This is a genomic window from Trinickia sp. LjRoot230 (assembly GCF_964253315.1).
GTDB lineage: Bacteria > Pseudomonadota > Gammaproteobacteria > Burkholderiales > Burkholderiaceae > Trinickia.
The window spans coordinates 1,087,584-1,101,203 of sequence record NZ_CAXUQX020000001.1 but is presented as its reverse complement, the minus strand read 5'-3'; the positions used below and the strand labels follow the sequence as shown (position 1 = coordinate 1,101,203).

Here is a 13,620-nt window from a genome sequence, read left to right as displayed (position 1 = left end):
GCTTGCGAATCTGCGTTACGTTGCGTTGCGTTACGGTCCGTTGCGTTGCGTTGCGTTGCGTGACATCGGCACGCGTCAGCCCTTGACCGCACCGGCGGTCAGCCCGCGCACGAAATAGCGCCCGGCGATCATGTAGACGAGCAGCGTCGGCAACGCAGCGATGATCGCGCCGGCCATGTCCACGTTGTATTCCTTCACGCCCGTCGACGTATTGACCAGGTTGTTGAGCGCCACGGTAATCGGCATCGAATCGACGCCCGAGAACACGATGCCGAACAGGAAGTCGTTCCAGATCTGCGTGAACTGCCAAATGACGCACACCATAAAAATGGGCAGCGAAACGGGCAGCAAAATGCGCGTGAAGATCGTGAAGAAGCCGGCGCCGTCGATACGCGCGGCTTTGACAAGCTCAGCCGGCACGCTCACGTAGAAGTTGCGAAAGAACATCGTCGTGAAGGCAATCCCATACACCACGTGCACGAACACGAGCCCGCTGATCGTATTGGAGATACCGACGACGCCGAGCAGGCGCGCCATCGGCAACAGGATTGTCTGAAATGGGATGAAACAGCCGACGAGCAGCATCGTGAACAGCCCATCGGCACCGCGAAAGCGCCAATGCGTGAGCACATAGCCATTGAACGCGCCAACGATCGACGAGATCAGCACGGCCGGAATGACCATGCGGATCGAGTTCATGAAGAAAGGCTGCATGCCCTCGCAGCGCACGCCCGTACATGCCTCGCTCCATGCCTTCACCCACGGTGCAAAGGTCCAGTGCGAAGGCGGCGTGAGCAGGTTACCCGTACGCAGCTCGTCGATGTCTTTGAACGACGTCGAGAGCATGACGTAAATCGGGAATAGGAAATAAAGCGCAAACAGCAAAAGGGCCGCGTAAATGACGGCACGGCTGATCGTCATCTTAGGCTGCATTGCGGGTGCTCCTCGATTCCATATACATGAGCGGCACGAGCACGGCCACGACGGTGACGAGCATCATGATCGACGACGCCGCGCCGACACCCAGTTGCCCGCGATTGAAGGAAAACGTGTACATGAAGATGGCCGGCAACGACGACGACGTACCCGGCCCCCCGGCGGTCAGCGCCACCACGAGGTCGAAGGTTTTGATCGCGATATGGCAGAGAATCAGCAGCACGGAGAAAAACACCGGACGCATGCTCGGAATCACGATCTTGCGATAGATGGTGGGCAATGTCGCACCGTCGACTTGAGCGGCTTTGAAAATTTCCGCATCCACGCCGCGCAAGCCAGCCAGAAACAGCGCCATCACGAAGCCCGTCGATTGCCAGACAGCCGCGATCACAATGCAAAAGATCGCTTTGTCAGGGTCGCCCAGCCAATTGAACGAGAAGCCCGCGAAGCCCCAGTCGTGCATCACTTTCTCGAGGCCGAGACCTGGGCTGAGAATCCATTGCCATGCCGTGCCCGTGACGATGAACGACAACGCCATCGGATAGAGAAAAACCGCGCGCAGTGCGCCTTCGTTACGGATCTTCTGATCAAGCAGGATCGCCAGAAAAAGACCGAGCCCGACGCAAATGCCGATAAACGGAATACCGAACCAGCCGAGATTCTTCGCGGACGTCCACCAGACATCGTTGTTGAAAAGCTCGGTGTAGCGGTCGAAGCCGGCGAACGTGTAGTTCGGCATCAGGCGCGATTTCGACAGCGACAGATAACCGGTCACGACGATAAAGCCGTAGATGAAGATCAGACTGATCAACACGCTCGGTGCAAGCACGAGCTTCGGAACCCACTGATCAGCGAGCGCTGAGAATGCCGACGTGCGTTGGCGCACAGGTATCACCTTATTGCCTTTGCCGCTAAGAGAGGCAGCCACTACTCGACTCCTAATCTTGCCTGCCGTGTGCATCTCGCGCCCCAGCGATGCATCGGGGCGCGAGGCGACCGGCGTAGTTGCGAGCCCGGCGGCGCGCGAATGCGCGCGCCGCCGGGCCAGAGGGGCTTTGCTTACTTCGTCTTGGCCGCAGCCGCGAGCGCTTTGACGGCGTCAGCCGACGATTGCTGCGAGTTCATGAACTTCGTCACGACGTCGGTGATCGCACCGGCGACCGCGTCCGACTGCGCCATGCCATGCGCCAGCGACGGCACGTAGCCACCCGACTTGATGGCCGTTTGCTCATCCGCGTACGACTTCTTCGCGCAATCGTCGAACTTGGCCATCGACACGCCGAGGCGCACCGGAATCGAGCCCTTGTTCAAGCTGAATTGCTCTTGGAACGCCGGGCTCATGATCGTCTTCGCCATGGCAAGCTGCCCCGGCGTTGCGCTCTTCTGGCCTTTTTGCTGGAAGAACACGAACGAATCGACGTTGAACGTGTAGGCCTTCTCCGTACCCGGGACAGCAGCGCAGATATAGTCCGTGCCCGACTTCTTACCGGCATTCGCGAACTCGCCCTTGGCCCAGTCGCCCATAAACTGCATGCCCGCCTTGTTGTTGATGACCATCGCGGTGGCAAGGTTCCAGTCGCGGCCCGTGCGGCCCTTGTCGAAGTAGCCCTGGATCTTGCGCACCGTGTCGAACACACCGATCATCTGCGGCGACGTGAGCGTTTTCTGGTCGAGATCGACGATCGCCTTCTTGTAAAAGTCCGAGCCTTGCGACAGTACGACGTCTTCCCAGAGCGTCAGGTCTTGCCACGGCTGGCCGCCCATCGCGATCGGCTCGATGCCGGCCGCTTTCATTTGGTCAGCGACCTTGAAAAACTCAGGCCACGTCGTCGGCACTTTGCCGCCTGCCTTATCGAGCGCGGCCTTGTTGATGTAGAGCCAGTTCACGCGATGCACCGAGAACGGCGCTGCCACATAGTGGCCATCGGCATGGATGATCTTGTCGATTTCCGGCGGAAGATTCTTCTTCCAGTCACCGGCGGCGGCATCGATGTTCACGAGCACATCCTGCTGCGCCCACTCCTGGATCAACGGCCCCTTGATTTGCGCGGCCGTCGGGGCGTTGCCCGAAATGACCTGCGTCTTGAGCGCGGTCATTGCCGCCGCGCCGGCGCCGCCTGCGACTGCGAAGTCCTTCCAGGTATAGCCCTGCTTCGTCATGTCGTCTTTCAGCACGCCGACGGCTTTCGATTCGCCGCCCGACGTCCACCAATGCAGCACCTCGACGGATTCGGCCGCCTGCGCCGACACTGCGGACATCAGCCCCGTGGCACACAGCGCAGCCATGATCGCGCGAACTTTCATTCTTTATCTCCTCCAGACACCTGAACAAGAAACGATTGCTCCCCGCTTGATCGACTTGCCGGGGAACGGTGGTTGGTCAAACAGAACAACACTGGATGGACCGAGCCTGGGCGCCCTATGCAACAACGGCACCAACGGGCCGCATGCCCGGCCGCAAGGCTCTATCAGGAAATGAGTGATTCGGAACTCAACGACTGTCTCCTGTTTTTGATTCGGCCCGGTCCGCATCGCACGGCCAGGCTCGCGGAGGCGAAACGGACTGCCCTTGGCGCTAAGATGCAGCGCGCGGCACAAACCCCGACGCCGATTCGCGCCCCGCATTTGTCTGCGGTGCCCGCCACCGTTGCCCGGCGGACGCTTTTTGCATCGAATCAACGTTACCTCTTGATTTGAATTGTAGTTAAACTACAATTCAGTGTCAAAAATATTTTTATCGCGCTACACACCCAACTAGATCTGCATCGAACGCCTTCTCGGAGGTCGGTGCGCAAACGGCTAAAAACGGAGACGATTCACCGCAGACAAATGACCAGCCCCGACCCCGCAACCGTTCCCGACGCAACCTGTTCCCGGTCCGCGCTCCGCAACCTTTGACCTTCGGTTCACGACTCATGCAAATCGACTCAGGCTTTACCTTCGTTCTCTTTGGCGGGACTGGCGACCTGTCGATGCGAAAGATCCTCCCGGCGCTCTATGAAGCCCATCGTGCAGGCATGCTGTCGGAACACGGCAGGATTGTCGCCGTCGCGCGACATGCGGCCGATCGCGACGGCTACATCGAATGGGCCAACAAAAACGTCAAGGCGCACGTCGCCAAGACCGACTTCGACGAGAGCGTCTGGCAGCGCTTTCTCGAGCGCATCGCCTATGTGAAGCTCGACCTCGGCAAGCCCGAAGATTTCGTGTTGCTGCGCGAGGCGCTCGACGGCCATGCCGGTATCCGCGTCTTCTATCTCGCAACCGGGCCGTCGTTGTTCGTGCCGATCTGCCGCGCACTGGCAGCGGTCGGCCTCAATGAAAACGCCCGCATCGTGCTCGAAAAGCCGCTCGGCTACGATCTGCGCTCGTCGAATGCGATCAACGACGCGGTCGGCGAGATCTTCACGGAAGAGCAGATCTACCGGATCGATCACTATCTCGGCAAAGAGCCCGTGCAAAACCTGCTCGCGCTGCGCTTCGGCAACGCGCTGTTCGAGCCGCTGTGGCGCCGCGACTGGGTCGAAAGCATTCAGATCACGATTGCCGAGGAACTCGGTGTCGAAGGACGCGGCGACTTCTACGACAACACCGGTGCGCTGCGCGACATGGTGCAAAACCACTTGCTGCAGCTGCTTTCGATCGTCGCGATGGAGCCGCCGCATTCGATGGATTCGGACTCCGTGCGTGACGAAAAGCTGCGCGTGCTGCGCGCGTTAAAGCCGATCGATACGCGCGACATCAGCAAGGTGGCCGTGCGCGGGCAATATCATGCCGGCGTCATCAAGGGCACATCGGTGCCGGCTTACGCCACCGAGCATGGCGTCAAGTCGCAAAGCACGACCGAGACGTTCGTCGCGCTCAAAGTCGAAATCGAAAACTGGCGTTGGGCCGGCGTGCCGTTCTTCCTGCGCACGGGCAAGCGGCTCGCCGATCGGGTGGCGGAAATCGTCGTCAACTTCCGGCCTGTGCCTCACTCCGCACTCGGTGCCCCGGCGCTGCGCGCGGGCGCGAACCGCCTCGTCATTCGGCTGCAGCCAAACGAATCGATCCGCCTTTACTGTCTTGCCAAGCAGCCCGGCGAAGGCATGAATCTGGCCAGCGTGCACCTGGACCTCGCCTTCGATCAGTTCTTCAAGGAAGGACAAATGGAGGCTTACCAGCGGCTCTTGCTCGATGTGATCAACGGGCGGCTCGCGCTTTTCGTGCGACGCGACGAGCAGGAATCGGCGTGGCGCTGGGTCGAGCCGATCCTCAACGAATGGGCGAGCACGAACAAGCCGCCCAAGCCCTACGCCTCGGGCACCTGGGGGCCGGCCGCTGCGAGCGCGATGCTCGCGCAGCACGGCACGTGTTGGCTCGAAGAAGAGAACTAAGGCGTCGACGCATGCGTTGCAATCACGCGCGCGTGTGCTCGCGCCGCGTCGAACGAGTCTATTGCGGTACACAAAAAGCTGCTCTGGAGGAGAAGTGATCGAGCTTCACGCTTTTGACGACCCGCGTGCCCAAGCCGGCGCGCTGGCGAAAGCGGTCAGCGACGCGCTCAATGCGTCGCTCGCCGCATCCGGCACCGCCTGGCGTACGACGCTCGCGGTGTCCGGCGGCACGAGCCCACGCCCGTTCCTGCAAGCGCTCGCCAAAGAGCCGGTTGATTGGCGGCGCGTCGACGTCACGCTCGTCGACGACCGCTGGGTGCCCGAAACCGATGCCGCCAGCAACGCACAGCTCGTGCGCGAGGCGCTGTTGCAAGACGTCGCGCAAGCCGCGCGCTTTTTGCCGCTCGTCGATGTCGGCATGGCACTCGAGGCAAACGTTGCCGCGTTGAACGCGGATGTCGAGCGCGAATTGCCGCGCGTGGCAGTCCTTGGCATGGGCGAGGACGGCCACACGGCGTCGCTGTTTGCCGACGCACCGGAATGGGCTGGGATAACCGCACCGGGCGCACCGCGTTTCGTCGCCGTGCATCCCGGTGCCGCGCCGCACGCACGCGTGAGCTTCTCGCTTGCCGCGCTCACGCAAATCGAGCGCCTCTATCTGCTCATCGCGGGCCCGCGCAAACTCGACGTCCTCAAGGCGGCCGCCTCCGCCGCACAAGAAAACGCCATCTCGAAGCTGGCGAACGACAAGGGAGTCAGACTAGATGTCTACTGGTGTGCAAACTAAAGTGATCACTATTTCCGGCACCCGTCAGCACGCCGACGGCCCGAGGCTGTTGGCCGATATCGGCGGCACCAATGCGCGCTTCGCGCTCGAAACGGGTCCGGGTGAAATCACGCAGATCCGCGTCTATCCATGCGCGGACTATCCGAGCGTCGAAGACGTCCTCAAGCAGTATCTGTTGGATACCAAGGTCGGCCATGCGAACCATGCGGCCATCGCGATTGCGAACCCCGTCGACGGCGACCAGGTCAGTATGACGAACCACAACTGGTCGTTCTCGATCGAGGCCACGCGGCGCGCGCTCGGCTTCGACACGCTGCTTGTCGTCAACGACTTTACGGCGCTGGCGATGGCGCTGCCCGGCCTCACCGACGCGCAGCGCGTGCAGGTTGGCGGCGGCATGCGGCGTCAAAACAGCGTGATCGGGCTGCTCGGTCCGGGCACAGGCCTTGGCGTCTCGGGGCTCATTCCCGCCGATGACCGATGGATCGCGCTCGGCAGCGAAGGCGGTCATGCCAGCTTTGCGCCGTCCGACGAGCGCGAAGACCTCGTGCTGCAGTACGCGCGCAAGAAGTGGTCGCATGTGTCGTTCGAACGCGTCGCGGCCGGGCCCGGCATCGAGCTCGTCTACCGCGCACTCGCGGCACGTGACAAAAAACGCGTGCCGACGACGGTGGATCCCGCCGAAGTCGTCAGCCGCGCACTCATCGAAGGCGAGCCGCTGGCGCAAGAGGCCGTCGACTGCTTTTGCGGCATCCTCGGCACGTTTGCCGGCAATATCGCGGTGACGCTCGGCGCGCTCGGCGGTATTTATATCGGCGGCGGCGTGGTGCCGAAGCTCGGCGAGTTCTTCGCGCATTCGTCGTTCCGACAGCGCTTCGAGGCGAAAGGCCGCTTCGAAGCGTACCTCGCGAATGTGCCGACCTATGTCATCACGGCTGATTACCCCGCGTTTTTAGGCGTCTCGGCAATTCTCGCCGAGCAGTTGTCGAACCGCGCCGGCAGTGGTTCCTCGGCGGTATTCGAACGGATTCGCCAGATGCGCGACGCGCTCACGCCGGCGGAACGGCGCGTCGCCGATCTCGCGCTGAACCATCCGCGCTCGATCATCAGCGATCCGATCGTCGACATTGCACGCAAAGCCGACGTCAGCCAGCCGACCGTGATCCGCTTTTGCCGTTCGCTCGGCTGCCAAGGCCTGTCCGACTTCAAACTCAAGCTCGCCACGGGGCTCACGGGCACCATTCCCGTAAGCCACAGCCAGGTCCATCTCGGCGATACGGCAACGGACTTCGGTGCCAAAGTACTGGACAACACCGTCTCGGCAATCCTGCAACTGCGCGAGCATCTGAACTTCGAACACGTCGAGCGGGCGATCGATCTGCTCAACAGCGCAAGGCGCATCGAATTCTACGGCCTCGGCAACTCGAATATCGTTGCGCAAGACGCGCACTACAAATTCTTCCGCTTCGGCATTCCCACCATCGCCTACGGCGATCTCTACATGCAGGCGGCATCGGCCGCGCTGCTCGGCAAGGGCGATATCATTGTCGCGGTATCGAAGTCCGGGCGGGCGCCCGAGCTTTTGCGCGTGCTCGATGTCGCGATGCAAGCCGGCGCGCAAGTGATTGCCATCACATCGAGCAATACGCCGCTTGCCAAACGCGCAACCGTAGCGCTCGAGACCGATCACATCGAGATTCGCGAATCGCAGTTGTCGATGATCTCGCGCATCCTGCATCTCGTCATGATCGACATCCTGGCGGTGGGCGTGGCCATTCGCCGAGCCGTGCCGACGCCCGAGGTCGCGCAAGCCGTCGCCAAAGCGCGCTCGACAAGCACCGACGAAGCTGCGGCCGTGCTCGATTGGCTCAGCCACGGCGCGGCGTCCTCAGCGACCGATTAACCTCCGCTCGACCCGAAAGGCCCACCCTGCCACCGGCAAGGTGGGCCTTTTCTCATCGGACGAATAACGCGCAATGCGCCGTTCGGCCCTCGTTTTCGCTGCAGCGCGCAACATGTTTGCCCCAAGCTTGGGCAAAAAGACCCGTCCTGTCTGCTTTTTTCAACGTTTGCGCAACAACTCGCGGCCCGCCCGCGTCGCGCGGCGACAACAGGCGCATCTCGTATTTAAGCGTCCGCTGCGATCGAAACCCAATGCCGGCGCGGCTCCGCGCAAGGCTCATATCGCAATAGCCTCTTTCAAAAATCGCAATAATCGGTAACAACTGGGATTTGTACTAATGAGTGGGCCAATTTGAGATGCCTAGTATTTCCGTCCACAGCCGGACCCGCGGCGGGAACCCATTCGCGTTCATGAGATGCGGGTGTCCGCTGCACTCACCACCCCGGGTGCTCACTTTGTAGTTCAACGTCTCGGAGACCATTTGATGAAAAAATCGCTCATCGCGCTCGCAGTGACAGGCGCCTTCGCGGCACCGGCATTCGCGCAAAACAGCGTGACGCTGTACGGCATCATCGATGCCGGCATTACCTACACGAACAATTCGGGTGGTCACTCGCTGTGGCAAGCGCAAAGCGGCGTCTTGCAGGGCAGCCGCTGGGGCATGAAGGGTGTCGAGGATCTCGGTGGCGGCACCAAGGCCATCTTCCAATTGGAAAACGGCTTTAACGTATTCAACGGCAGGCTCGCCCAAGGCGGCCGGGAGTTCGGCCGCCAAGCCTATGTCGGCTTGACGAACGACTCCCTCGGTACCCTGACGCTCGGCCGCCAATACGACTCACTCGTCGACATGGTCCAGCCGACGACGTTCAACGGCCAGTGGGGCGCGCTGTTCTCGCATCCGAGCGACATCGACAACTCGGACAACGGCTTTCGCGTCAACAATACGGTCAAGTATGTGTCGCCCACGCTATCCGGCTTGAAGGCCGAAGCGATGTACGCGTTCGGCGGCGTGGCCGGCGCGTTCGGCCAGAGCAGCACGGTCGCAGGCGGCCTCAGCTACACGAACGGCCCGTTGTACCTCGGCGGCGCGTACTTCTTCGCGAAGAACCCGTCGACGCAATTCGACGACGGCAACTTCGTCACGAACGCACCGACTGTCGGCAGCTCGAACGGCCATGGCGCGTTCGGCTATGTCGGCAAGCCCGGCAGCATGCAGACGATCGGCTTCGGCGGCAGCTACGCGCTCGGCGCGGCGCTGTTCGGCGCGAGCTTCACGAACGTGCGCTTTGACAATGCCAATCAAGGTGCGTTGCCGGGCGGTTCGGGAGATCACGTGTGGTTCAACAACTACGAGTTGTGGGGCCAATACAGCTTCACGCCGGCTACCACGCTGGGCCTTGGCTACACGTTCACGAACGGCAAGGATGCGTTCTCGGGCGTGAAGCCGAAGTACCACCAAGTGAACCTGATGGCCGACTACCGTCTGTCGAAGCGCACCGACGTGTATGTGATGGGTGTCTACCAGCACGCGTCAGGTGGCAGCGCGAAGGCCGACATCTATGATGGCCTCACGGGCAGCGAATCGTCGACGTCGAACCAGGTCGCCGCTCGCGTCGGCATCCGCCACAAGTTCTAAAGCACAGCAATAACTCGCCCGCCGGCCGGGTTTCGGCCCGCCGGACGACAGCGAGACATGTCGCACCCTCGAAAAGCGCCGCATCGCCGGCGCTTTTTTTTTATCGTTTTTGCAAGCGCACAGCATGTCAGCGCGGCATGGCCGTGCCGCGCGCCGGCAAGGCATGCCAGCGAATCACCATCGCGCGGCCTGCAAAGCAAAGCGCACCCGTTACCGCAATCGAGATACCCATTCCCGCCGGCGTGCCCGTTTGCAGCGCGCCGACGATCAAGCTCGCGAGCGCACCGAGCGCGAGCTGCGCGGCGCCGAACAGCGCGGCGGCCGCTCCGGCATTGCGCGGATAACGATGCATGAGGTCGGTCGTGCAGTTGGCTGTCAGCACCCCCACCACGCCGACCACGAAAAAAAGCCCCGCGACAATCGACCACAGCCCGCCCCAGCCCGTAAGACACACCAGCGCGACGAAAAACGAGGCCACGCAGCTCACGAGCGACGCCGCCGCAACGAGCGGCAACGAGCCGAACCTGCCGATGAAACGCGTATTCAGAAAGTTGCCGAACATGATGCCGACAATGTTCAGCCCGAAAAAGAAGCCGTAATGCTGGGGCTTGACGTGGAAGTAGTCGATGTAGACGAACGGCGTCGCGGTAATGTAGGCGAACATCGAGGCGAAGGCCATGCCGCCGCACAGCAGATGGCCGATCGCGACAGGGTCGCTCAACAGCCGCCCATACACCGCAAAGGAATGCCAGACGGCCGCGCCGGCGCGTTTATCGGCCGGCCAGGATTCGCGTACGCGTGTAACGGCGAGGCCGAGGCAAAGCGTACCGAACATCGCCAGGACGACGAAAACCACACGCCACCCGCCGATCAGCAGCAATTGCCCGCCAAGGAGAGGCGCTAGAAGCGGCCCGACGCTCGTCACGATCGCGATCATCGACAGCACGCGCGCGGCGTCGCGCGGTTCGTGCAGATCGCGGGCGATCGCGCGCGCCATCACAGATGCCGCGCCCGCGCCGAGCGCCTGGATAAAGCGCATGCCGACGAGCCAGCCGATCGAGCCAGCGCTCGCGCAGGCAATGCTCGCGAGCAGAAAGAGGGCAAGCCCGCCGAGCAGTACCGGCCGTCTGCCGTACCGGTCGGAAAGCGGGCCATAGAGCAGCATGCCGACCGAAAAGCCCGCCATGAAGCTTGTGAGCGTGGCCTGTGCGGCGGCATCGACCACACCGAACACGCGGGCGATCGACGGTAGCGAGGGCAGGTACATGTCCACCGCGATCGGTCCGCACGCCGCCAGCGCGCCGAGCAGGAGAATCAGCCGCAGGTCGGGTTGTCGTTTGACGGTTTGGGTCATCCAGAGGCTCGAAGGTAGCGGATCAAAATCGAAAATAAGAAAAAGGGCTCGCGACGAGCAGATTCTACGCAACAGCGTGTGGTCGGCGTGTTGATACGCCGCTCCGGTACAATTCCATTCGTGGCACCGGCCGCGCTGCGCGCCGATGCTCCGAACGCCCGCGCAGCCACATCAGCCTTTCATCGAAGCAGCCCTCGTTCCCATGCCCAGCAATCAAGCTCTTTTCGAACGCGCTCAGCGTTCCATTCCCGGTGGTGTCAACTCGCCCGTGCGCGCGTTCCGCTCGGTCGGCGGCACCCCGCGCTTCATCGCCCGCGCGCAAGGCCCCTATCTTTGGGATGCCGAGGGCAAACGCTACATCGACTATCTCGGTTCCTGGGGTCCGATGATCCTCGGTCACGTGCATCCGGAAGTACTGGAAGCCGTGCAGCGCGTGCTGGCCGACGGCTTTTCGTTCGGCGCGCCTACCGAAGCCGAGATCGAGATTGCCGAGGAAATCCGCAAACTGGTGCCGTCGATCGAGCAGGTGCGGCTCGTCTCGAGCGGCACCGAGGCAACCATGAGCGCGCTGCGCCTGGCGCGCGGTTTCACGAACCGCAGCCGCATCGTGAAATTCGAAGGCTGCTACCACGGACATGCCGACAGTCTGCTCGTCAAAGCCGGCTCGGGGTTGCTGACGTTCGGCAACCCTACTTCCGCCGGCGTGCCCCCCGATGTTGCCAAGCACACGACCGTGCTCGAATACAACGATGCGCCAAGGCTCGAAGCCGCCTTCGCGGCCTTCGGCGACGAAATTGCGGCCGTCATCGTCGAGCCGGTAGCCGGCAATATGAATCTCGTGCGCGGCAATGCGGCTTTTTTGCAAACGCTCAGGCGGCTTTGCACGAAGCACGGCACTGTGCTGATCTTCGACGAAGTGATGTGCGGCTTTCGCGTTGCGTTGGGCGGCGCGCAAGCGCTTTACGGCATCGAGCCCGATTTGACTTGCCTCGGTAAAGTGATCGGCGGCGGGATGCCGGCGGCGGCGTTCGGCGGACGCCGCGACATCATGGCGCACTTGGCGCCCGAAGGCGCCGTCTATCAGGCGGGCACGCTGTCGGGCAATCCGATTGCCGTCGCGGCCGGCCTCAAGACGCTGCAACTGATCCAGGCGCCCGGTTTTTACGAACGCCTGGCCGAGCGTACGACATGCCTCGCGTCGGGGCTTGCCGCCGTGGCGCGCGATGCTGGCGTGCCGTTTTGTGCCGATGCGCTGGGCGGCATGCTCGGGATTTATTTCACCGAACGCGTCCCGGCCAGCTTCGCCGATGTCTCGCAAAGCAATGTCCCGCGCTTCAACGCGTTCTTTCACAAGATGCTGGACGCGGGCGTCCATTTCGCACCGTCGGCATATGAGGCTGGGTTCGTATCGATTACGCATGACGACGCCGTCATCGATGCAACGCTCGACGCGGCACGCGGTGCATTCACCGCGCTCGCGCTCGCTTCGTAACGCCACCGACGATGTTTTCCGACGCCGATTTCACCCATATGCAACGCGCGCTCGCACTCGCGGCGCGCGGCCTTTATACGACGACACCCAACCCGCGCGTCGGCTGTGTGCTCGTCAAGGACGGCAAGACGGTCGGCGAAGGCTTCACGCAGCCGGCTGGACAAGATCACGCGGAAGTGCAGGCGTTGAAAGACACGCGCCGGCGCGGCAACGATCCGCGTGGGGCCACCGCCTATGTGACGCTCGAGCCGTGCAGCCATTTCGGCCGCACGCCGCCGTGCGTGCATGCGCTTGTCGAAGCGGGCATCGCGCGCGTCATCGCGGCGATGGAAGACCCCAATCCGCAAGTGTCGGGACGCGGGCTCGCGCGGTTGCGCGATGCGGGCATCGACGTGCGCTGCGGGCTGCTCTCGAACGAGGCGCACGAACTCAACATCGGCTTCGTCTCGCGCATGACGCGCGCTCGGCCCTGGGTGCGCATGAAAATCGCCGCCTCGCTCGACGGCCGCACCGCCCTGCCCTCGGGCGCAAGCCAGTGGATCACGGGGCCGGCCGCGCGGGCGGATGGTCATGCCTGGCGAGCGCGCGCCTGCGCCATTCTGACCGGCGTCGGCACGGTACGCAAAGACGATCCGCAGCTCACGGTGCGCGCAATCGAAACGGCGCGCCAGCCGCTGCGCGTGCTCGTTGACAGCCGGCTCGATGCGCCGCTCAGCGCGCGTATTTTCGAAGGCGCGCCGCCACTCGTGTTTTGCGCATCCATCGATGCCGACAACACGGCACGAGCCGAGGCGCTCGCCTCGCGCGGCGTCGAACTCGTGCCCATTGCGAATGCGCAAGGCAAGGTGGATTTGCCGGCCATGCTCAAGGAGCTTGGAAGGCGCGGCATCAACGAGTTGCATATCGAAGCGGGGCATAAGCTGAACGGATCGCTGTTGCGCGAAGGCTGCGTCGATGAGTTGCTCGTCTACCTGGCGCCCAGCCTGTTGGGCGCCGATTCCGCGGGCATGTTCGAACTCTTGGCACCTGCTGCGCTCGATGCACGCGTTCAGCTCGTATTTCATGGGGTCGAGCGAGTCGGCGACGATCTGCGCATTCTTGCCCGCATCGCACCGCCGCAGGCACCATCGTCCTAA

General features: G+C 62.6%; 10 protein-coding genes. 6 read left to right on the top strand and 4 right to left on the bottom strand.

Annotated elements, in window-relative coordinates:
* Nucleotides 1-75 precede the first annotated feature (75 nt).
* The 3 genes from ACSQ20_RS05155 to ACSQ20_RS05145 form a co-directional block, all read right to left on the bottom strand.
* On the bottom strand, nucleotides 76-933 hold the full coding sequence (locus ACSQ20_RS05155; protein ID WP_436018069.1) for a carbohydrate ABC transporter permease: 858 nt from the start codon (nucleotides 931-933) through the stop codon (nucleotides 76-78).
* On the bottom strand, nucleotides 923-1,864 hold the full coding sequence (locus tag ACSQ20_RS05150) for a carbohydrate ABC transporter permease (RefSeq protein ID WP_436018067.1): 942 nt from the start codon (nucleotides 1,862-1,864) through the stop codon (nucleotides 923-925). The genes ACSQ20_RS05155 and ACSQ20_RS05150 overlap by 11 nt, the downstream gene beginning before the upstream one ends.
* Before the next feature lie 131 nt (nucleotides 1,865-1,995).
* Nucleotides 1,996-3,240 carry an ABC transporter substrate-binding protein gene (locus tag ACSQ20_RS05145; protein ID WP_436018065.1) on the bottom strand — a complete coding sequence of 415 codons (1,245 nt, stop codon included), beginning with the start codon at nucleotides 3,238-3,240 and terminating at the stop codon, nucleotides 1,996-1,998.
* A 611-nt stretch (nucleotides 3,241-3,851) separates the two neighbouring features.
* Here ACSQ20_RS05145 and zwf point away from each other — a divergent pair.
* The 4 genes from zwf to ACSQ20_RS05125 all read left to right on the top strand — a co-directional run bounded on the left by zwf (nucleotide 3,852) and on the right by ACSQ20_RS05125 (nucleotide 9,638).
* Entirely contained in the window at nucleotides 3,852-5,312 is a 1,461-nt protein-coding gene (gene zwf / locus ACSQ20_RS05140; RefSeq protein WP_436018063.1) for a glucose-6-phosphate dehydrogenase, read from the top strand.
* Nucleotides 5,313-5,406: 94 nt separating this feature from the next.
* Entirely contained in the window at nucleotides 5,407-6,099 is a 693-nt protein-coding gene (gene pgl, locus ACSQ20_RS05135; protein ID WP_436018061.1) for a 6-phosphogluconolactonase, read from the top strand.
* Entirely contained in the window at nucleotides 6,077-8,002 is a 1,926-nt protein-coding gene (locus ACSQ20_RS05130) for a bifunctional transcriptional regulator/glucokinase (RefSeq protein ID WP_436018059.1), read from the top strand. The genes pgl and ACSQ20_RS05130 overlap by 23 nt, the downstream gene beginning before the upstream one ends.
* 484 nt (nucleotides 8,003-8,486) lie before the next feature.
* Nucleotides 8,487-9,638 (top strand): porin, encoded by a 1,152-nt coding sequence (locus ACSQ20_RS05125; RefSeq protein WP_436018057.1) that lies wholly within the window; start codon nucleotides 8,487-8,489, stop codon nucleotides 9,636-9,638.
* A gap of 127 nt (nucleotides 9,639-9,765) precedes the next feature.
* Here the strand turns inward: ACSQ20_RS05125 and ACSQ20_RS05120 are convergent, their stop codons facing one another.
* Nucleotides 9,766-10,992 (bottom strand): Bcr/CflA family multidrug efflux MFS transporter, encoded by a 1,227-nt coding sequence (locus ACSQ20_RS05120; RefSeq protein WP_436018055.1) that lies wholly within the window; start codon nucleotides 10,990-10,992, stop codon nucleotides 9,766-9,768.
* Nucleotides 10,993-11,194: 202 nt separating this feature from the next.
* Here ACSQ20_RS05120 and hemL point away from each other — a divergent pair, with 202 nt between their 5' ends.
* The gene (gene hemL, locus ACSQ20_RS05115; protein ID WP_436018053.1) at nucleotides 11,195-12,484 is read left to right on the top strand and encodes a glutamate-1-semialdehyde 2,1-aminomutase; all 1,290 of its coding nucleotides are present in this window, start codon (nucleotides 11,195-11,197) and stop codon (nucleotides 12,482-12,484) included.
* 11 nt (nucleotides 12,485-12,495) lie between these two features.
* On the top strand, nucleotides 12,496-13,620 hold the full coding sequence (gene ribD, locus ACSQ20_RS05110; protein ID WP_436018051.1) for a bifunctional diaminohydroxyphosphoribosylaminopyrimidine deaminase/5-amino-6-(5-phosphoribosylamino)uracil reductase RibD: 1,125 nt from the start codon (nucleotides 12,496-12,498) through the stop codon (nucleotides 13,618-13,620).

Bases quoted from the DNA above. Each gene is read 5' to 3' on its own strand.
- ACSQ20_RS05155 (WP_436018069.1), bottom strand. From the start codon at position 933: ATGCAGCCTAAGATGACGATCAGCCGTGCCGTCATTTACGCGGCCCTT.
- ACSQ20_RS05145 (WP_436018065.1), bottom strand. From the start codon at position 3,240: ATGAAAGTTCGCGCGATCATGGCTGCGCTGTGTGCCACGGGGCTGATG.
- zwf (WP_436018063.1), top strand. From the start codon at position 3,852: ATGCAAATCGACTCAGGCTTTACCTTCGTTCTCTTTGGCGGGACTGGC.
- ACSQ20_RS05130 (WP_436018059.1), top strand. From the start codon at position 6,077: ATGTCTACTGGTGTGCAAACTAAAGTGATCACTATTTCCGGCACCCGT.
- ACSQ20_RS05125 (WP_436018057.1), top strand. From the start codon at position 8,487: ATGAAAAAATCGCTCATCGCGCTCGCAGTGACAGGCGCCTTCGCGGCA.
- ACSQ20_RS05120 (WP_436018055.1), bottom strand. From the start codon at position 10,992: ATGACCCAAACCGTCAAACGACAACCCGACCTGCGGCTGATTCTCCTG.
- hemL (WP_436018053.1), top strand. From the start codon at position 11,195: ATGCCCAGCAATCAAGCTCTTTTCGAACGCGCTCAGCGTTCCATTCCC.
- ribD (WP_436018051.1), top strand. From the start codon at position 12,496: ATGTTTTCCGACGCCGATTTCACCCATATGCAACGCGCGCTCGCACTC.